Source organism: Halomonas sp. MCCC 1A13316, assembly GCF_014931605.1.
Lineage (GTDB): Bacteria > Pseudomonadota > Gammaproteobacteria > Pseudomonadales > Halomonadaceae > Halomonas.
This window is the reverse complement of the sequence record NZ_CP053382.1, coordinates 1,004,959-1,023,399: the sequence shown is the minus strand read 5'-3', so window position 1 is coordinate 1,023,399 and position 18,441 is coordinate 1,004,959. Positions and strand designations below refer to the sequence as shown.

17 protein-coding genes are annotated in these 18,441 nt (G+C 61.7%); 5 read left to right on the top strand and 12 right to left on the bottom strand.

Features of this window, described 5'->3' with window-relative positions; translation table 11 throughout:
* Window positions 1–127 precede the first annotated feature (127 nt).
* Entirely contained in the window at window positions 128–1,912 is a 1,785-nt protein-coding gene (locus HNO52_RS04865; RefSeq protein ID WP_197568074.1) for a putative bifunctional diguanylate cyclase/phosphodiesterase, read from the top strand.
* A gap of 2 nt (window positions 1,913–1,914) precedes the next feature.
* On the opposite strand, the gene HNO52_RS04860 is transcribed toward HNO52_RS04865, so the two are convergent.
* From HNO52_RS04860 to HNO52_RS04850, 3 genes are all read right to left on the bottom strand, one after another.
* Window positions 1,915–2,640 carry a 3'-5' exonuclease gene (locus HNO52_RS04860; protein WP_197568073.1) on the bottom strand — a complete coding sequence of 242 codons (726 nt, stop codon included), beginning with the start codon at window positions 2,638–2,640 and terminating at the stop codon, window positions 1,915–1,917.
* 3 nt (window positions 2,641–2,643) lie between these two features.
* Complete coding sequence (locus tag HNO52_RS04855; protein WP_197568072.1) at window positions 2,644–4,557, bottom strand: DUF294 nucleotidyltransferase-like domain-containing protein; 1,914 nt, start codon at window positions 4,555–4,557, stop codon at window positions 2,644–2,646.
* A 126-nt stretch (window positions 4,558–4,683) separates the two neighbouring features.
* The gene (locus tag HNO52_RS04850) at window positions 4,684–5,073 is read right to left on the bottom strand and encodes a DUF4168 domain-containing protein (RefSeq protein ID WP_197568071.1); all 390 of its coding nucleotides are present in this window, start codon (window positions 5,071–5,073) and stop codon (window positions 4,684–4,686) included.
* 213 nt (window positions 5,074–5,286) lie between these two features.
* Between HNO52_RS04850 and HNO52_RS04845 the strand changes: the two genes are divergently transcribed.
* Window positions 5,287–6,189, top strand: coding sequence for a DMT family transporter (locus HNO52_RS04845; protein ID WP_197568070.1), 903 nt, complete (start codon window positions 5,287–5,289; stop codon window positions 6,187–6,189).
* Between the two features lie 31 nt (window positions 6,190–6,220).
* Here the strand turns inward: HNO52_RS04845 and mtgA are convergent, their stop codons facing one another.
* The 3 genes from mtgA to HNO52_RS04830 all read right to left on the bottom strand — a co-directional run bounded on the left by mtgA (window position 6,221) and on the right by HNO52_RS04830 (window position 9,018).
* Window positions 6,221–6,934, bottom strand: coding sequence for a monofunctional biosynthetic peptidoglycan transglycosylase (gene mtgA / locus HNO52_RS04840; protein WP_197568069.1), 714 nt, complete (start codon window positions 6,932–6,934; stop codon window positions 6,221–6,223).
* A gap of 24 nt (window positions 6,935–6,958) precedes the next feature.
* Entirely contained in the window at window positions 6,959–7,813 is an 855-nt protein-coding gene (fghA, locus tag HNO52_RS04835; protein WP_197568068.1) for an S-formylglutathione hydrolase, read from the bottom strand.
* A gap of 95 nt (window positions 7,814–7,908) precedes the next feature.
* Window positions 7,909–9,018 carry an S-(hydroxymethyl)glutathione dehydrogenase/class III alcohol dehydrogenase gene (locus HNO52_RS04830; protein WP_197568067.1) on the bottom strand — a complete coding sequence of 370 codons (1,110 nt, stop codon included), beginning with the start codon at window positions 9,016–9,018 and terminating at the stop codon, window positions 7,909–7,911.
* A gap of 125 nt (window positions 9,019–9,143) precedes the next feature.
* On the opposite strand from HNO52_RS04830, the gene HNO52_RS04825 reads away from it, so the two are divergent.
* The gene (locus tag HNO52_RS04825) at window positions 9,144–10,049 is read left to right on the top strand and encodes a LysR family transcriptional regulator (RefSeq protein ID WP_197568066.1); all 906 of its coding nucleotides are present in this window, start codon (window positions 9,144–9,146) and stop codon (window positions 10,047–10,049) included.
* 42 nt (window positions 10,050–10,091) lie between these two features.
* Here HNO52_RS04825 and HNO52_RS04820 read toward each other — a convergent pair whose 3' ends face one another.
* The 6 genes from HNO52_RS04820 to HNO52_RS04795 form a co-directional block, all read right to left on the bottom strand.
* The gene (locus HNO52_RS04820) at window positions 10,092–11,075 is read right to left on the bottom strand and encodes a branched-chain amino acid ABC transporter permease (protein WP_197568065.1); all 984 of its coding nucleotides are present in this window, start codon (window positions 11,073–11,075) and stop codon (window positions 10,092–10,094) included.
* A gap of 4 nt (window positions 11,076–11,079) precedes the next feature.
* Window positions 11,080–11,967: a branched-chain amino acid ABC transporter permease gene (locus tag HNO52_RS04815; protein WP_197568064.1), complete on the bottom strand. Its 888-nt coding sequence runs from the start codon at window positions 11,965–11,967 to the stop codon at window positions 11,080–11,082.
* Window positions 11,968–12,026: 59 nt separating this feature from the next.
* On the bottom strand, window positions 12,027–13,244 hold the full coding sequence (locus tag HNO52_RS04810; RefSeq protein ID WP_197568063.1) for an ABC transporter substrate-binding protein: 1,218 nt from the start codon (window positions 13,242–13,244) through the stop codon (window positions 12,027–12,029).
* Window positions 13,245–13,430: 186 nt separating this feature from the next.
* A complete protein-coding gene (locus tag HNO52_RS04805; protein WP_197568062.1) occupies window positions 13,431–14,183 on the bottom strand; it encodes an ABC transporter ATP-binding protein in 753 nt (250 codons plus the stop codon).
* Window positions 14,180–14,947, bottom strand: coding sequence for an ABC transporter ATP-binding protein (locus HNO52_RS04800; RefSeq protein WP_197568061.1), 768 nt, complete (start codon window positions 14,945–14,947; stop codon window positions 14,180–14,182). Before HNO52_RS04800 ends, HNO52_RS04805 begins: the two co-directional genes overlap by 4 nt.
* 278 nt (window positions 14,948–15,225) lie before the next feature.
* The gene (locus tag HNO52_RS04795; protein ID WP_197568060.1) at window positions 15,226–16,605 is read right to left on the bottom strand and encodes an L-serine ammonia-lyase; all 1,380 of its coding nucleotides are present in this window, start codon (window positions 16,603–16,605) and stop codon (window positions 15,226–15,228) included.
* Window positions 16,606–16,780: 175 nt separating this feature from the next.
* Here HNO52_RS04795 and HNO52_RS04790 point away from each other — a divergent pair, with 175 nt between their 5' ends.
* Both HNO52_RS04790 and HNO52_RS04785 read left to right on the top strand, forming a co-directional pair.
* The gene (locus HNO52_RS04790) at window positions 16,781–17,725 is read left to right on the top strand and encodes a LysR substrate-binding domain-containing protein (RefSeq protein ID WP_197568059.1); all 945 of its coding nucleotides are present in this window, start codon (window positions 16,781–16,783) and stop codon (window positions 17,723–17,725) included.
* Window positions 17,726–17,776: 51 nt separating this feature from the next.
* Complete coding sequence (locus tag HNO52_RS04785) at window positions 17,777–18,436, top strand: hypothetical protein (RefSeq protein WP_232090566.1); 660 nt, start codon at window positions 17,777–17,779, stop codon at window positions 18,434–18,436.
* Window positions 18,437–18,441 lie beyond the last annotated feature (5 nt).

Below are 18,441 nucleotides of genomic sequence, written 5' to 3'. Positions count from 1 at the left end.
CTGCAGGCTGAAAAATGCTCAATCGTCAAGCGTTTCATACGCCTAACAGCCACTAGTAACGCGCTAGCGCTTCGGGCATATTTCGAGTAGATCATTACAACTATGCTTAAGGAGCCGTTCTACGCCCATGATGGCCCCCGAAGACGCCTTTCGTCTGCTCGCCGATGGCTTGGGCAAGGCCGGCACTCCCCAAGCGTTCGATCATTTGGTCGAACGCCTATCCACGATCCTTGATGGGGAGCATGTGCTCATCGGAAAGCTGCTTTCCGATAGTGCCTCCATCAGGACCGTCGCCTTCTGGTCGAAGGGCTCGCTTCAGCCTACGTCGGTATATGCCCTGGCTGGCACGCCGTGCGAGCACGTGTTGAATGACCAAATTTGCCAATTTTCCGACGGCGTTTGTCAACGCTTTCCGGACGACATCATGCTTCAGGAGCTCGAAGTCGATAGCTACATAGGCATTCCGCTACGCGCGCCACAAGGGCACCTTGTCGGCCTGCTCGCGGTATTCTCCAGCCATCCTCTCGAGCTGGCCGCCTATGCCTCGGAAGTATTGCGCATTGCCGCCACCCAGGCAGGCGCCGAGATGGCGCGGCGGGCAGAGGAAGAGAAGCGACGCAGCAGCGACTACCGTATTCAGCAGCTCATCTATTGGGACAGCGTCACGGGCTTACCCAACCGACGCTACTTCATGGAACGGCTGGAGGAAGCCTGCGAGCAGGCCCGTTTGCGTGACAACAGCCTGGGGCTGCTCTATCTCGACCTGCAACGCTTCCGCCAGATCAACGATACCCAGGGACACGAACTGGGTGACCTGATGCTGGCCGAGATTGCCGGTCGCTTCGGTGCCCAGGCCGAACCAGGAGAGTTCGTCGCCCGCCTGGGGGGTGATGAGTTCATGGTATTGCTCACCGATACCCGGCCAGCTGCCATGGCTCACGCCATCGAGCGTTATCGCAACAGTCTCACTGCACCGATCCAGTTGTCGGAACGCAGCTTCTCGATTTCCGCCAGTGTCGGCGCAGCGCTGTTCCCCCGCGATGCCGACAATGCCCAATCGCTGTTCCAGCACGCCAGTATCGCGCTCAATCATGCAAAACGGGACAGTAGCCGCACCCGCTTCTTCACGGCCACCATGGCGGACGAGCTCCACCAGCATGAGCTGCTGCAGCTACGTTTCAGCGAAGCCTTGGCCAAGGGCAAGCTATCGCTAGCCTTCCAGCCTCAGTTCAGTCTCAAGACAGGCAAGCTGACCGGCGCCGAAGCCCTATGCCGTTGGCATGACGAAATTCTGGGCCACGTCAGCCCAGGTACCTTCATCCCATTGGCGGAAGAGCAAGGCCTCATCTGTGCCTTGGGCGAATGGGTACTGGAAGCTGCCTGTCTGCAGCTCATGACCTGGGAGCGCCAGGGCAAGCCATTCCCCGGTCGGTTGAGTGTCAACGTCTCGGCCCAGCAAATGGACGACCCGCGCCTGGCCGAACACATCCAGCGTATCGCCACACGCATTGCCCCCGGCAAGCTGGGGCTGGAACTCACCGAAAGCGGCCTGATGCGCAACCCCGAGCAGACGGTGCGCATCACCCGAGCGCTATGCAAGGCGGGCTTCAGCCTGGCGATTGACGACTTCGGCACGGGCTACTCATCGCTGTCCTACCTCAAGCGCTTTGCCGCCGACACCCTGAAGATCGACATGTCCTTCGTCCAGGACATGCTCAAGAGCAGCCATGATCACGCCATCGTCGCCACCATCATTGCCATGGCCCAAACCCTGGGCATGTTGACGGTGGCGGAAGGCGTCGAAGCCGCTGAACAGGCCGAGGCCTTGCGTGCGCTGGGCTGTACCGGGGTTCAAGGCTTTCATTTCGGCCGCCCCGTGGATGGCGACACTTTCGCCGAGCTCTGGCTATGAGGCTAGGTCCATAGCGCGCTGACAGGATGCGTGGGATCGTAGTGCCTCGCCACTTGAGCCTGGAACAATTCGGCCGTTGCCAGTGCGTCGACCATGGCATGGTGCCCCTGGTAATCAGGCAACCCATAGCGCCGACGACTGTCGCCCAGGCGTATCGAAACGGGTGGCCGCCGCATCCAGCGCCTCAGGCGCGACCACAGCGAAAGCCGATGCAGCCGGGCTTCCAGCGACATGGTATCGATCATCGGAAACCGAATCCCCTCTCCCAGCCGCGCCTTGATCGCCTCATCGAGAAAGGGTCGCTCGATGTGTCGGAAGTGCACCACGACGACCCGCCCCGCCAGTGCCTCGAGCAGCTCGGGCAGGACCTCTTCCAGGTCGGGCGCCTGGGCCACTTCAGAGTGCGTGATGTGGTGATAGGTTATCGAGGTCTCGGACAGCGGGCGGCTGGGGCGCACCACCCAGTAGCGCCGCTCGGCCACAGGGATTCGGCTCAGGTTAAAGGGAACCAGGCCGATGCTGACGATGGCATGTCGCTGCACGTCGAGGCCGGTGGTTTCCAGGTCCAGGGCCACCAGCGGCGCCTCGCCGATGGGTGTCTCTGGAGCGGGACAGCCCGCTGCGAAGAACGCCTGCAGCGAAGGATCTTGTACTTCCGCCGCCCGGCGCTGCAGGTAGGAGGGCCACTCGTGTCCCTGCGAGCGCGCAGTCAATCGATGAGATAGCATGGCTCAGCGCGCTCGGCCAGAGTGTGCCGGCACCGGATAGCGATATTTCAAGAATTTCTGAGCATGGCTCAGTACCTGGAAAGCATCCTTCAAGTGATGGCGCTCATTGTCGGCGACGTTTTCCGGCTCGATGTTGTTGTCCGGCTCATGCTCATGCTGCAGGTCGAAGACCTGATGACGTAGCCGCACCATGGAGAGTAGCTCCATGGCGTAGCGCAGCTTGTCGCCGACGCCTGGAGCCAGCAGTTGTGTGGCGGCGATGTCGTCCAGCCGCTCGAAGCTGTTCTGGGCACGCGAGCCGCAAGCCAGCGCATGGACACGGATCAGATCGACTAACGGGGCCGTTCCCCGGCGCTTGAGATTGATCGAATTATTGTGCTTGCCATCTTTCTCCATCACGAAGGTACGAAAGAAGCCCAGCGGTGGCTTTCGATTCAATGCGTTACGTGCCATGGCGGCCAGGAAGCGGGGGCTATCCGGCGCCTTTGTGGCAATTACATCCTGCAGTTGCTCGACGTACGCTTCCTCGCCATAGGCGCTGTCGAGATCGAAGAAAATCGAGCAGTGCAGTAGCCGCTCCGGTGTCGGCGACTCTATCCACTCGTTGAAATAACGCTTCCAGACCGACACGGGCTGGCGCCACTGGGGATTGGTCGCCATCACCTCGCCCTTGCAGTAGGCATAGCCGCAGGCCGCCAGGCCATCACTGACGAACTGTGCCAGGGCAAGGAAATAGGCATCGTGCTGCGCTGGCTCGAAATCGTCGGCGAGAATCAGGGCATTGTCCTGGTCGGTGACGACGGTCTGCTCGTTGCGCGCCATGGATCCATTGACCATGAAGCAGTACGCCACTGGCGGCGGCCCCAGCGCTTCCTCGGCCAGTTCCAGCAGGCGACGCACGAAGCTGCGGCCGATGGTGGACAGGGCGCTCCCAACCATCTGCGAGTTGGCCCCCTCCTCCACCATGCGCATGAATGCGGCACGCACGTCGGGCGCCAACCGAGCCAACCCCTCGATGCTGGACTGATGAAAGATATTGCTGACAAGATACAGGCTGCTGTGGGTCTCGTAGCGGATAATATCGGACAGATGAACGATCCCCACCGGACGGCGCCGATACAGCACCGGCAAATGGTGGATGTTATTGCGCAGCATGCACAGCATGGCCTCGTGCACCGACTCGTCCGATTGGATGGTGATCAGCCGTCCGCTCGCCAGCTCGCCCACGGGCGTATCCGGCGATAGCCCCTCTGCCACGATACGGGTTCGAAAATCGCTGTCGGTCAGGATGCCGCGTAGGCGCCAAGGGCGATCCTCGCTGTCGGCGAAGGTATACCGCGGGTCGCCGTCCGGCTCGTCGAGAATCAACGCCGCCGAGGCCTGGGCTTCGGTAATCTGGCGTGCCGCCTCCTGTACCGACGCACCCGCTTCAACCATCACCGGGTAGCGCGTAAGCAGCTTGCGTACCCGTGTGATCATCATGTCGTTGGCTTTCTTGTGCTCCTCCACCGCCGCTTCCAGCCGCGGGCGCTCCAGCTCTACGAAATCGGCGAAATTTTCGTCGGCTTCGCAAAGGTGCTGAAAGACCGTCTCGGGGATGTGGTAGATCAGGGTGTCTTCCAACGCGCGGGCTGGAAAGCGCACCCGATTGTTTCTCAGCAGACTGAAATGGCCAAAGATGTCGCCCTCGCCCAGACGATCGTAGAGATCACCCGTACGCCGCCGAACCTCCACCGCCCCGCTACGAATATAGCAAAGCTCATGAAGTTCCTGGTCGAGCTGGAGTATGTCGGAGCCGGCCTTGAAATAACTCACCTCGACCTGCCCGGCCACGCTGTCCAACAGCTCATCGTCGAGGACATCGAAGGGAGGAAAGCGCCCCATGTGCTGCCGAATTTCGAGTAGTTCCGCGTCCATGTCCTGTCAGGCTCCACTGGCGATGCTAAGCAACCATCATACCCTTGAGGGTAGAGCGCCATAGACTCCCGACACAAGAAAGGCCACCCGCGGGTGGCCTTTCTCGCTTGGATGGCGCAGATCGATTTACGACTGCTCGGCCATCTGCTGCACGCGTTGCATCAGCTCAGGATCCTGCTGGATCGCATGACCAATGGCGTTGAATGTATCCACGTCGAGGCCATTCTCCTCGACGACTTCGACCATCTTGTCGTTGGCTTCCATGCGCACTTCCTGCTGGGTCTGCTCGTCTTCGGCCGCATGCAGACGCTCGGTGTACTCCTGCGAAATCACAGCGATTTCCTGGGAGGCATCGGCAAACTGCTGCAGCTGATCATCGGAGAAGTCCTGTGCGGGTGCCTGCGCTTGCGGCTGGCCGGCAGGATCCTGGGCGGGCTCCTGCTGAGCGTGCGCCTGTACGGTCATCAACCCGGCGGCGAGCAGGGCGGCCGAGAACAGTGCAGTCATCCGTTGCATGAATACCTCCAAGGGGTGTTGCTGTGAATGTAGGAAGTCTGACGGAAGGGAACGAATGGAGTTCAGTTTTTTATGTTACATAACGTAAAAAATCATAGGCTATACACCTCATAGCCGAAACGCTTCGATAAAAAGTTAACCTGCTAGCTTTCGCCCGTTCCGCCGAACACGTATCTTCAACAGCCCGATTGTCTGTGCATAAGGACCGCTTTCATGACGTCGTCCGCCAACTCTCGTCTCGACGCCGCGCTGCTGGCCAGCATGCCGGTGCTGTTCGTTGCTCTGTGGAGTACCGGGTTCATTGGCGCCAAGTTCGGCCTGCCCCACGCCGAGCCCTTCACCTTCCTGTTCGTTCGCTTCGTGCTGACGCTCGCCCTGCTGGCTCCTCTGGTGAAACTGATGGGGAGCGGTTGGCCGACAAGCTGGAGACTGAGAGGACATATTGCCGTATCAGGCCTGCTGGTCCATGCAGCCTATCTGGGCGGTGTGTTCTACGGTATCTATCTAGGCATGCCGGCAGGCCTAACGGCGCTACTGGTCGGCCTGCAGCCGCTGCTGACTGCCACTCTGGCAGGCCCGCTGCTGGGCGAGCGCATCACTGCCGTCCAATGGCTTGGGTTGGCCCTGGGGCTGGCCGGCATCGCCATGGTACTGGGCAGTAAGCTCGATCCGGGTGCCGCCCTGTTCCAGGGCTTCGGTTTCGCTGCCCTGGCTTGCGTCCTCGTCGCCCTGGCGGGCATTACTTTGGGCACGCTCTACCAGAAGCGCTTCTGCACCGGCATGCCGCTGCTCTCGGGCACGGTAGTGCAGTATCTCTCCGCCAGCGCAGTGCTCGGCCTCGGTGCCCTGCTGCTCGAAAAGCGCCACATCGAGTGGACACCGACTTTCATGCTGACCTTGGGCTGGCTGGTACTGGTCCTTTCCATCGCTGCCATTCTGCTGCTGATGGCGCTGATTCGGCGCGGCGAAGCCTCGCGCGTAGCCAGCCTTTTTTACCTTGTGCCGCCTGTCACGGCGCTACAGGCCTGGTTGCTGTTCGACGAACGCCTGCCGCCGATGGCACTGGTCGGTATGGCCATTACCATCCTGGGCGTGGTTCTCGCGGCACGCCGCTAGCGTTGGCCGAACCGGTTGACAAGCGCCTCCTTCAATCACTCGACAGCTGTTCGAGATAGCTTGCCCCACCGAGGTTACGCATCTGCTGGCGAATCCATTGGCTGCGGCTTGCCACGTGTGGCCCAGGCCGGCTGGCGTCCCAGGCCCTGGGATTGGGCAAGATCGCCGCCAGGCGGCTGGCTTGCACCTCGCTCAAGCGATCGGCGGAAACCCCGAAGTAGTGCTGGCCGGCAGCCTCCAGGCCGAACACACCATGGTCCCACTCGACGATATTGAGATAGACCTCGAGGATACGCTGCTTCGGCCACAGCGCCTCGATCAGCACGGTGAACCAGGCTTCGACTCCCTTGCGCACCCAGTTGCGTCCCGTCCACAGGAACAGGTTCTTGGCGGTCTGCTGACTGATGGTGCTGGCCCCACGCAGGCGCTCCCCGTTGCGGCTCGCCTCCCAGGCCCGGCGCATCTCGTCCACATCGAACCCATGGTGAACGGCAAAGCGCTGATCCTCGGCGGCGATCACCGCGAGCTTGGCATGGCCGGAGAGCTCCTCCCAAGGGCGCCACTGATGCCGGATGGGCAGAGATTCACCGGCCGCCCACGCCTCGACCTTGCGTTCGAGCATTACCATGGAGCCGTATACGGGCACAAAGCGCAGCAAGATCACCATGATAATGGACAGTACGACGAAGGCGGCCCCGACAAGGGCCGCCCAACGTAGCGCGCGATACAACAAGTCCCGGATCATGCACCACCCTGGCGGATGGAGCGCTCAGCGCTTGTGGAGATGCTCGGCATGGTAACGCAGGTGATCCTCGATGAAGGTGGCGATGAAGAAATAGCTATGATCATACCCCGGCTGACGACGCAGCGTCAGGGGGTGATCGTGTTCTTCGCACACCGCCTCGAGGCGCTCTGGCTTGAGTTGCTCCTCCAGGAACTGGTCCGCCTCTCCCTGGTCGATGAAGAGATGCTGGCTCGAGGCGCCTTTGGCCACCAACTCGCAGGCATCGTACTGTGTCCAGGAACCGGGATCGTCGCCCAGGTATTCGCGGAAGGCCTTGCGGCCCCAAGGGCACTGGGTGGGATTGACGATGGGTGAGAAAGCCGACACCGAGCGGTAATGCCCCGGGCGGCGCAGCGCCAGGGTGAGCGCACCGTGTCCCCCCATCGAGTGGCCGCTGATCGCTTCCCGGCCATTGACCGGAAAATGCTGGCGCACCACCGAGGGCAGTTCCTCGGCCACGTAGTCGTACATCCGATAGTGCTGTTTCCAGGGCTCCTGGGTGGCATTGACATAGAAACCCGCCCCCGAACCGAAGTCATAGCTATCGTGCTCGCCCGGGAGATCAGTACCTCGCGGGCTGGTATCGGGACAGACGATGGCAATGCCGAGCTCAGCCGCCACACGATGCGCCCCCGCCTTCTGCATGAAGTTCTCGTCGGTGCAGGTCAGCCCCGACAGCCACCACAGAAGCGGTACGCGCTCGGTCTCGGCCTGAGGTGGCAGATAGATGGCGAACTCCATCTCGCAATCCAGCGCCCGCGAACGATGCCGGTAGCGCTTGTGCCAGCCGCCGAAGCTCTTGTTGCTCGATACCGGCTCGAGATTCTCGGTCATGGTCATGGTCGGTCTCCTTACGGTCACCCTCAACGGGCAGCTTACCAGGCCCTACGCACTGTTGCGGACACGTATGTCAGCCGCGCGGCACCAAGCGTCTGTCAAAAGCGAAGCACGGTACGAATGCTCTTGCCTTCATGCAGCAGCTCGAACGCCTCGTTGATCTTCTCGAACGGCATCTCGTGGGTGATGAACTCGTCGATCTTGAGCTCGCCGTCCATGTAGCGCTGCACGTAGCCGGGCAGCTCGCTGCGCCCCTTCACCCCGCCGAATGCCGAGCCGCGCCACACCCGGCCGGTGACCAGCTGGAACGGCCGCGTCGATATCTCCTCGCCGGCCCCGGCCACGCCGATGATCACCGACTCGCCCCAGCCCTTGTGGCAGCACTCCAGCGCCGAGCGCATCACGTTTACGTTGCCGATGCACTCGAAGGAGTAGTCGACCCCGCCGTCGGTCAGGTCGACGATTACCTGCTGGATCGGGTCCGAGTGCTCCTTGGGATTGACGAAGTCGGTGGCGCCGAACTGGCGCGCCAGCTCGAACTTGTCGGGATTGACGTCGATGGCGATGATGCGGCTGGCCTTGGCCATCTGCGCGCCCTGAATCACCGCCAGGCCGATGGCGCCCAGGCCGAACACGGCGACGGTGGAGCCCGGCTCGACCTTGGCGGTGTTGAGCACCGCGCCGATGCCGGTGGTCACGCCGCAGCCGAGCAGGCAGATCTTTTCCAGCGGTGCTTCCTTGGAGACCTTGGCCAGCGAGACTTCGGGCAGCACGGTGTACTCGCTGAAGGTGGAGCAGCCCATGTAGTGGTGCAGCATCTGGCCGTCGAGCGAGAAGCGCGAGGTGCCGTCGGGCATCAGCCCCTGGCCCTGGGTGGCGCGCACCGCCTGGCACAGGTTGGTCTTGCCCGATCGGCAGAACTTGCACTTGCCGCACTCGGCGGTATAGAGCGGGATGACATGGTCGCCGGGCTGGAGGCTGGTGACCCCTTCGCCCACAGCCTCGACGATGCCGGCGCCCTCGTGGCCGAGCACGGAAGGAAACAGCCCCTCCGGGTCGGCGCCGGAGAGAGTGAAGGCATCGGTGTGACAGACGCTGGTCGCGGCGATGCGTACCAGCACTTCACCGGCCTTGGGATCCTGGACATCGATTTCGGTGAGCTCGAGGGGCTTGCCTGCTTCGAGAGCAACAGCGGCACGCGACTTCATGCAGTTCTCCTGATGGTTTGCTATCCAGTTTGTATCGATCCCTATCAGTCTAGGTGTGGCCAAGGTTATGATGATATAGAAACAGCGACACAACATTATTCCAAATGAGCAATAATGGGGTGCCTATGGCTCACTGGGATGGCATCGAGGCTTTCGTGGAAGTCGTCCGTCTTGGCACTTTCGCCGCAGCGGCACGACAACTTCAAGTTTCCAATTCACATATCAGTCGACAGGTGGCCCAGCTCGAGCAAGAGCTTGGCTTGCCCCTGCTTTACCGCACCACACGTCAAATTCACCTTACCGATGCCGGCGAACGCTACTATGCGCGCTGCCGCGAACTGCTCGACGGCTTTCGCGAAGCCGAAAACGCCTTGCAGAGCCTGCAGGAGTTGCCCCACGGCGTACTTCGCCTCAGCTGTGCCACTACCTTCGGCGAGCGTTTCCTCGCCCCCCTGGTGAATGACTTCCTGCGCCTGCACCCTCAGCTCGAGATGCGCCTTCACCTGACCAACCGTCAGGTGAACGTGATCGACGAAGGCTACGACGTGGTCATTCGCATGGGTACGCTGCAGGACTCAACGCTGGTGGCGCGCCGCCTGTGCGAGCGGCACGAATACGTCGTCGCGTCCCCCGCTTACTTCCAGGGCATCTCGCAGCCGCACTCGGTAGCGGAACTCATGCATCACCGCTGCCTGATCGGTACCCGCGACCACTGGCGCTTCGACATCGAGGGATTGCACCGCGATATTCGCGTGCAAGGACCCTGGCAGGCCAATTCGGGGCTCGCGCTGCTGGATGCGGCGCTCAAGGGGCTGGGGTTGGCGCAACTGCCCGACTATTACGTCATGCCTTATCTTGCCAGCGGCGAGCTGATCGAAGTGCTCTCCAGCTTTCAGTGCCGCGATGCGGGAGTGTGGGCGGTCATGCCAAGGCATCGCCAGCATGCCGCCAAGGTGCGCCAGTTCGTCGATTACCTGGTCGAGCATCTACCCGCCAGCCTGGAGCAAGCCTGCTCGTTGACGAGGGAATAAAAAAGGCACCCCGCAGGGCGCCAGGAAGAGGCTTGCCAATCGTTACTTAAAGTTCTTGCGATACATCTTCACTGCCTCGCCCACGATGCCGCTGCGGAAGCTGAGCACGCAGAGAACGAAAATGGCGCCCAGGATCGGCCCCACCCAGTTGCCCAGTGGCGACTGCGCAAGCAAGTGCTGCAGGCTGACTACCAGCCCTGCCCCTACCATCGGACCGAACAGCGTGCCAACGCCGCCGAGCAGCGTCATCAGGATCACCTCGCCTGACATGTGCCAATGGGCATCGGTCAGCGAGGCGAGCTGGAACACCAGCGTCTTGGTGGAGCCGGCCAGGCCGGCCAGGCCCGCAGAGAGGATGAACGCCACCAGCTTGTAGGCATCGACGTTGTAGCCGAGCGAAACGGCACGCGGCTCGTTCTCGCGGATCGCCTTGAGTACCTGGCCGAACGGCGAGTGCACGGTACGCTGGATCAGGGCAAAGCCGAACAGGAAGACCGCAAAGACGAAGTAATACATTGCCAGGCTATTGCTCAGGCTGATAAAGCCAAGCAGTTCGCCGCGCGGCACGCCATGCAGGCCATCTTCGCCGCCGGTAAAGGGCGCCTGTATGTAGAAGAAGAACACCAACTGTGCCAAGGCCAGGGTGACCATAGCGAAGTAGATGCCCTGCCGTCGGATCGACAAGGCACCGAAGATGGCCCCTAACACCACGGCGGCGGCCGTACCTGCCAGTATGCCCACTTCCGGGGTCAGCGCCGGATAGCTCGACAGCAGGTAGCCTGTCACGTAGCCACCGGTAGCCAGGAACGCCGCATGGCCGAATGAGAGCAGGCCGGCATAGCCCAGCAATAGGTTGAAGGCGCAGGCGAACAGGGCGAAGCACAACACCTTCATCAGGAACACTGGATAGGCGAAGAAAGGCGCCACCAGGCCGATCGCGATCAGCACCAGATAGAAGGCATTGCGACGCAGGTTGGCGCGACGCTCTCGCTTGATGGATGGGGTCACGGTCTGAGTCGTGGCCATGTCGTCATGCCTCCTTGCCGAAGAGTCCGGTGGGTCTGATTAGCAGCACCAGAATCATCACCAGGAAAATTACGGTGTTGGCCGCCTCGGGGTAGTACACCTTGGTCAAACCCTCGATCAGCCCCATGGCCAGGCCAGTGACGATGGCGCCCAGGATGGATCCCATCCCCCCGATGACCACCACGGCGAAGACTACGATCAGCAGGTTGGAGCCCATGGTCGGCGACACGGGATAGAGCGGTGCGGCAAGTACCCCGGCGAAGGCTGCAAGTGCCACGCCGAAGCCGTAGGTAAGCGTCACCAGCAGCGGCACATTGACGCCGAAGGCCTGCATCAACGACGGGTTCTCGGTGCCGGCCCGCAAATAGGCCCCGAGGCGTGTTCGCTCGATGATGAACCAAGTGCCAAAGCAGATGACAACAGCTGCCAGCAGCACCCAGGCACGGTACTTGGGCAGGAACATGAAACCGGTCTGGTAGCCGCCCTGAAGCGCCTCGGGGGTTGGGTAACGCGCCCCGGAAACACCGAAGAAGTTGACCAGTGAACCTTCGAAGATCAGCGCCAGGCCAAAGGTCAGCAGCAGCCCATAGAGATGATCGAGGTGCGCGATTCGGCGCAGCAACACACGCTCGACCAGCATACCGCCCAGCCCCACCACCAGCGGTGTCAGCAGCAGGGCGGCCCAATAGTTGATACCCAGGTATTGCATCCCCAGCAGGGTGGTGAACGCACCCAGCATATACATGGCACCGTGGGCGAAGTTGACGATCTTCAGCAGGCCAAAGATCACTGCCAGGCCCAGGCTCAACAGGGCGTAGAAGGCGCCGTTGATAAGGCCCAGCAGCAGTTGGCCCATGAACACCGCCAACGGCACCCCGAATATCATCGTCATGTCGGATTCTCCTCGCCCTCAGAGGGCGGTGGCCGCAGCCGCCGCCGACTTGCATTGCTTCAGTTCTGTACCAGGTCGCACTGGCTCTCTGAAAGCGGACGGTAGGCCTCTTCGGCGGGAATGGAGGTAAGGATTTCATAGAGATCCCACTCGTGAGTGGACTCCTCCGGCGACTTCACGCGGGCCAGGTACATGTCGTGCACCATGCGGCCGTCCTCGCGAATGCGGCCGTTGCGGGCGAAGAAGTCGTGTATCGGCTGCTTCATCATGTACTCGCGCACCGTCTGGGTATCGTCGCTGCCGGTAGCCTCGACGGCCTGGAGGTAGTGCATGGTGCTGGAGTAGATACCGGCCTGGACCATGGTCGGCATTCTCCCTACGCGCTCGTAGTAGCGCTCGGCCCACTCGCGTGACTCATCGTCCATGTTCCAGTACCAGCCGGTGGTCAGCAGCAGTCCCTGGGTCGTCTCGAGCCCCATGGCATAGACGTCGTTGAGAAATACCAGCAGACCGGCGAGCTGCTGACCGGCCTCGACCACGCCGAACTGACTGGCGGTATTGATGGCGTTGACGGTGTCGGCTCCCGCATTGGCCAAACCAATGATCTTGGCGCCGGAGCCCTGGGCCTGGAGGATGTAGGAGGAGAAGTCGTCGGTCGGGAACGGATGGTGCACACCGCCGATGACCTCGCCGCCGTTCTCTTCAACCACTTTGGTTACGTCGCCTTCAAGGGCATGGCCGAAGGCGTAGTCGGCAGTGAGCATGAACCAGGTGTCGCCACCCTGCTCGACGACGGCACGCGCGGTACCGTTGGCGAGCGGATAGGTGTCGTAGACCCAGTGAATGTGATTCGGGGTGCAGTGCTCGTTGGTGATGCTCGACGCCGCCGAGCCGGAAACGATGCCCAGCTTGTCGTTGGCTTCCAGCACATTGGTAACGGCAATGGTCACCGAGGATGCGACCATGCCTGCCACCAGGTCGACGTTGCGCTGGTCGACCCATTCGCGCACAGTGTTGGCGCCGACGTCGGCGCTGTTGCGGTCGTCGGCGCTGAACACCTCGATCGGCGCACCGTCGACGCTACCGCCGAAGTCCTCGATTGCCATGTTCAGCGCCTCCAGACCGCCCGGACCGGCCAAATCACGGTAGGTGCCGGACATGTCGGCGAGGTAGCCGATGCGCACTTCTCCGTCGCTGATCTCGGCTTGGGCAGTTGCGGCCATCATCGAGGCGGCAATGGCAATGCTGCTGGCGAGGGTCTTCTTGTTGAAGGTCATTTTCGTCTCCATGGCCCGTTCGGGCGGCTTGTTGTTGTCACGCACACTGCGGTAAATCGCGATTCGTCGTAGTTACGGAATCAATGGTTACGAATTGCTTGTGGTTCTTGTTTTGCTGGTAAGGCACGGCTTGGCAAGTGGCGCGCCTGCCAAGGCATAGCGAGCCGGGGCTTGCTTCGTGGCTGGCTAGACTCCTAGCAGGCTGTTGAGGTGATCACGCTTCGATGACAGCTCGGCCGCACTTATCTCCTCGATGATACGGCCGTGCTCCATGACGTAGTGCCGATCCGCCAACGGTGCGGCGAAGCGGAAATTCTGCTCCACCAACACAATGGTCATGCCGCGGTCGCGCAGCTTGACCAGCACCTCGGCGAGCTTTTGCACGATGACCGGGGCCAGCCCTTCGGTAATTTCGTCAAGCAGCAGCATACGGGCACCGGTGCGCAGGATGCGCGCCATTGCGAGCATCTGCTGCTCGCCGCCCGAAAGGCGAGTACCCGGGCTACGACGTCGCTCGTAGAGGTTGGGAAACATCTCGTAGATCTCGTCGATCGACATGCCACCCGAGCGCACCGTGGGCGGCAGCAAGAGATTCTCCTCCACGTCGAGACTGGCGAAGATGCCGCGTTCCTCGGGGCAGTAACCGATACCCAACCGCGGGATGCGATGCGGCTTGATGCCGATGGTTTCCGTCCCGTTGATCATGATCGAGCCGGTGCGCCTGCCGACCATGCTCATGATCGACTTCAGCGTGGTACTGCGACCCGCGCCGTTGCGGCCCAGCAAGGTGACCAGCTCACCGCGACGCACCTCCATGTCGACACCATGAAGGATGTGCGATTCGCCATAGAAGGCATGCAGGTTGCGGATGCGCAGCATCTCGGCACCGTCGTGGTCACGGTATTCGCTACGCGTCGGTTGTTCGACGACCTGGCTCATGCGCTGGTCTCCTCTGCCTCACTGCCCATGTATGCCTCCCGCACCTGCGGGTCGGCGGAAACCGTTTCATAATCCCCTTCCGCCAGCACGGCACCGCGGGCCAGTACGGTAATCCGGTCGCACAAGCGGCTCACCACGCTGAGGTTGTGTTCGACCATCAGCACCGTACGTCCCTTGGCCACACGACGAATCAGCTCGACGATGCGATCGACATCCTCCGCCCCCATGCCTTGGGTCGGCTCGTCGAGCAGCATCAAGGTCGGATTCATCGCCAGGGTGGTAGCAACCTCCAGCGCACGCTTGCGACCATAAGGCATCTCCACGGTCAGCACGTCGGCGTATTCACGCAGGCCGACTTCGTCGAGCAGCTCGATGGCACGCTCATTGAGGTGATCCAGGGTGCGCTCGGATTTCCAGAAGTGAAACGAGGTACCGATTGGCCGCTGCAGCGCCACGCGCACGTTCTCCAATGCGGTCATATGAGCGAATACGGCGGAGATCTGGAACGAACGCACCATACCCATGCGAGCAATCCCGTTGGCCTTCATGCCGGTGATCGCCTTGCCGCGGTAGAGAATCTCGCCCCGCGTCGGTGGCAGGAACTTGGTGAGGAGGTTGAAGACGGTCGTCTTGCCGGCACCATTGGGTCCGATCAAGGCGTGGATATGCCCCTCACGGACTTGCAGGTTGACGTCGTCCACCGCCGTGAAGCCACGGAACTGCTTGGTCAGCCCGCGAGTTTCGAGGATGAACTCCTGGGTCATGTGGCGTCCTCTCTGGATCGCTTACGGCGATCCCATGCTGTTTATTGTCGTTGTGCTGAAGGCTGCAACTCGTGCTCGGCTCAGCCCGGACTTCTAACCTTTACGTTAACGTAAGCTAGAGGAGAGACACCCGCGGGGCAACCGTTGAAGAGTCGAACTCGACCAATGGCGTAGAGGCAGTCACATTTCAATAGCTTGCAAACAAAAACGCGATGCCGCATGGGCATCGCGTCGATAGGAAGTGAGACTCGGTTAGCCAGCGGCCGCGCCGCCGTCCGTCAACACTCGATGGCGTTCACGGCAAGCCCGCCACGAGACGTCTCCTTGTACTTGTCCTGCATGTCGCGCCCGGTGTCGCGCATGGTGCGAATCGCCTTGTCGAGCGAGATGAAGTGCTCGCCATCGCCACGCAGTGCCATCTGGGCGGCGTTGATCGCCTTGACCGAGGCGATGGCATTGCGCTCGATGCACGGCACCTGCACCAGGCCGCCTACCGGGTCGCAGGTCAACCCGAGGTTGTGCTCCAGGCCAATTTCGGCAGCATTCTCCACCTGACCGACGCTGCCTCCCATGACTTCAGCAAGCCCCGCTGCTGCCATGGCACAGGCCGAACCCACCTCGCCCTGACAGCCGACCTCGGCGCCGGAAATGGAGGCGTTCTTCTTGCACAGAATACCCACCGCTCCGGCGGCCAGCAGGAAGTCCACCACGTCGCGCTCGCAGGCACCGGACTGAAACTTCATGTAGTAGTGCAGCACTGCGGGAATGATACCGGCCGCGCCGTTGGTCGGTGCAGTGACCATGCGCCCCCCGGCGGCATTTTCCTCGTTTACCGCGAGGGCAAAGACATTGACCCAGTCCATCGCGCCGAAGGTCGTCGCGATCAGGCTCTGGTCGTTGCCTGCCGCCTGCAGGCGACGATGCAGTGAAGCGGCACGCCGCTTGACGTTCAGCCCACCGGGCAACACGCCTTCCTGCTCCAGACCGGTATCGACACAGGCGCGCATGGCCTGCCAGATCTGCCATAGGCCATCGCGAATCTCGGCTTCGCTGCGCCACGCTTTCTCATTTTCCAGCATCAGTTCACTGATGCGCATGTCATGCATGCGGCACAGGGCCATCAGCTCGGCAGCCGAGTTGAAGTCATAGGGCAACAGAGTATGGTCCTGATCCAACTCGCCGCGCTCGGCCTGGCCCTCGTCGATGACGAAGCCTCCGCCCACCGAATAATAGGTATTGCGCCACAACTCTTCGCCGTGGCCATGAGCGACCAGCGTCATGGCATTGGGATGGTAAGGCAGGCACTCCTCGTACCACTGCATATCGCGCGCCCACAGGAAGGGAATCGCCAGCCGACCGTCAAACATCAGCGTGTTCGCTTCGAGCAACTCTTCGATGCAGGGCGTGACAACGGCAGGATCGATCCGGTCGGGGCGCTCCCCCATCAATCCCATGATCACGGCGCGATCGGTACCGTGCCCCTTGCCGGTGGCACAAAGCGAGCCGTACAGTTTCACCTCGATGCGAGCCACCCTTTCGAGCAGGTCCTGTTCGCGCAACGCCTGCACGAAGTCATAGGCTGCGCGCATCGGACCCACGGTATGGGAACTGGATGGGCCAATGCCGATCTTGAACAGGTCGAATACGCTGATTGCCATGGATCACCTCGTCGGTAGCCAGCCGATCGCCTCACGTCATGAACAGTCATGCGGGCTAACGAATCAGTCTGGCTAAAACATGTTTGCCTTTACGGCAAGGATGACCTTATGTTGGTGGCGAATCCGACATTCGGCAAACGAGAATAATTGCTCAAGGGTATAGCAAAACTAAACCATGAACCGCCTGCTCCATGCCCAGACCCATGCCTGGCTGAAAGTTTTCGCCGTCAGTGCCCGCCATCTCTCCTTCACCCGCGCGGCCGAAGAGCTGCATGTCACCACCGGCGCGGTGAGCCAGCAGATCAAGCAGCTCGAGGAGCGGCTGGGTTTCAAGCTGTTTCGCCGCCTGCCGCGGCGTCTTGAGCTCACCGAAGAGGGCAAACGCCTTGCCGCCGTGGTCGACGAGGCCTACCAATCGGTCGGCCTCGAGGTGAAACGCCTGCGCAGCGGCGTGATGAGCGGCGTCATCCGCCTGCGCAGCGTACCCGCCTTCCTCAGCAAGTGGCTGATGCCACGCCTGCCGCGGCTTCAGGCTCGCTTTCCCGATATCGAACTGCAAGTCATCGCCGAGGACAGCAGCCTGTCGCTGCGCGAGGGTGAGTTCGACCTGGCGATCGACCTCAATGACGGTCATTACCCGGGGCTTGCCATCACCCCGCTGATCGAAGAGATGATCTTTCCCGTCTGCGCCCCCGCCCTGATGCGGCGCCGGCCGCCGCTGTCGCGACCCGATGACCTGGCCTGGTATCCACTGCTGCATGACGTCACCGCCTGGCGAGGGGGGCACCCATATGCCGAGTGGGAACACTACCTGCAAGCCATCGAGGCACCACCGCTCAACGTTCGCCGCGGCTACACCTTCAACCGTCACCGCCTGGCACTGGAAGCGGCGGTCGCGGGCATGGGGGTCGCCATTGCACGCCAGGCGCTACTGACCGACGAACTACAGACCGGCAGCCTGATAGCGCCCTTCCCCCAACGCATAGCGACCGGCAAGCGCTACGGCATCGTGCATACCAGCGGGGCGCTTGACGACCGCCGAGTCGCCGCAGTGCATGACTGGATCGTGGAGGAGACGCAGCGCAGCCGGGAACTGGCCATGGCAGGTCTCAACCGATGAAGCTACAATTCCTGCCTTGTCCGATACCTGTCCTGCCCCAGCGGAATTTCCATGCCACGAACCTCCTTGTCGCCGCAGCCAACGGCACCCATCGGCCTTGGCGCAGCCTGCTTTCGCGCCACTCTTTACATCTTGCTGATCGCCGCGCTTCTGCAAGGCATCTATTACGAAGCGCTGTATCTTCCTGCCCGGCGCTCCTTCGCCGAGCTGGGTTTCACCGAGCTGTGCCAAAGCATATTGTTGGTAGCCAGCGCTCTGCTGCTGTGCACAGCCCCCGCCCGGCATGAGCTGCCCACCGTCTCGCTGCTGTTACTCGCATTGTTCGTCGCCTCGCTGATTCGCGAGCAGGACTACTACCTGGACAAGTATATCTTCGACGGTGCCTGGCAACTGCTGGTGACGCTGGTGCTGCTCCCCTGCCTCTCGCTTGTGCTGTGGCGCCGTCGACGCCTCGTGAAGGAATTCGAGGCCTACAGCAACAGCTTCTCGTTCGGCCTGTTCGCCTCCGGCTTCCTGGTCACCTACGTATTCTCTCGCCTGTATGGGCGCAGCGAGATGTGGATGGCCATTCTCGAAGAACACTATCAGCGCACCTTCAAGGAAGCCGCCGAGGAGATCACCGAGCTACTCGGCTATAGCCTGATCTTGATCGCCGTCGTCGAACTCATTCTGCTCGCGAGACGCTGGCAGCAGGCCCGGGTAACGCCCTGACTGGC

Excerpts from the sequence above, each read along its gene's own strand:
- HNO52_RS04865 (WP_197568074.1), top strand. The coding sequence starts at position 128 with ATGATGGCCCCCGAAGACGCCTTTCGTCTGCTCGCCGATGGCTTGGGC.
- HNO52_RS04795 (WP_197568060.1), bottom strand. The coding sequence starts at position 16,605 with ATGGCAATCAGCGTATTCGACCTGTTCAAGATCGGCATTGGCCCATCC.
- fghA (WP_197568068.1), bottom strand. The coding sequence starts at position 7,813 with ATGACCATGACCGAGAATCTCGAGCCGGTATCGAGCAACAAGAGCTTC.
- HNO52_RS04830 (WP_197568067.1), bottom strand. The coding sequence starts at position 9,018 with ATGAAGTCGCGTGCCGCTGTTGCTCTCGAAGCAGGCAAGCCCCTCGAG.
- HNO52_RS04845 (WP_197568070.1), top strand. The coding sequence starts at position 5,287 with ATGACGTCGTCCGCCAACTCTCGTCTCGACGCCGCGCTGCTGGCCAGC.
- HNO52_RS04805 (WP_197568062.1), bottom strand. The coding sequence starts at position 14,183 with ATGAGCCAGGTCGTCGAACAACCGACGCGTAGCGAATACCGTGACCAC.
- HNO52_RS04860 (WP_197568073.1), bottom strand. The coding sequence starts at position 2,640 with ATGCTATCTCATCGATTGACTGCGCGCTCGCAGGGACACGAGTGGCCC.
- HNO52_RS04820 (WP_197568065.1), bottom strand. The coding sequence starts at position 11,075 with ATGGCCACGACTCAGACCGTGACCCCATCCATCAAGCGAGAGCGTCGC.
- HNO52_RS04785 (WP_232090566.1), top strand. The coding sequence starts at position 17,777 with ATGCCACGAACCTCCTTGTCGCCGCAGCCAACGGCACCCATCGGCCTT.
- HNO52_RS04850 (WP_197568071.1), bottom strand. The coding sequence starts at position 5,073 with ATGCAACGGATGACTGCACTGTTCTCGGCCGCCCTGCTCGCCGCCGGG.
- HNO52_RS04810 (WP_197568063.1), bottom strand. The coding sequence starts at position 13,244 with ATGACCTTCAACAAGAAGACCCTCGCCAGCAGCATTGCCATTGCCGCC.
- HNO52_RS04825 (WP_197568066.1), top strand. The coding sequence starts at position 9,144 with ATGGCTCACTGGGATGGCATCGAGGCTTTCGTGGAAGTCGTCCGTCTT.
- HNO52_RS04790 (WP_197568059.1), top strand. The coding sequence starts at position 16,781 with ATGAACCGCCTGCTCCATGCCCAGACCCATGCCTGGCTGAAAGTTTTC.
- HNO52_RS04855 (WP_197568072.1), bottom strand. The coding sequence starts at position 4,557 with ATGGACGCGGAACTACTCGAAATTCGGCAGCACATGGGGCGCTTTCCT.
- HNO52_RS04815 (WP_197568064.1), bottom strand. The coding sequence starts at position 11,967 with ATGACGATGATATTCGGGGTGCCGTTGGCGGTGTTCATGGGCCAACTG.
- HNO52_RS04800 (WP_197568061.1), bottom strand. The coding sequence starts at position 14,947 with ATGACCCAGGAGTTCATCCTCGAAACTCGCGGGCTGACCAAGCAGTTC.
- mtgA (WP_197568069.1), bottom strand. The coding sequence starts at position 6,934 with ATGATCCGGGACTTGTTGTATCGCGCGCTACGTTGGGCGGCCCTTGTC.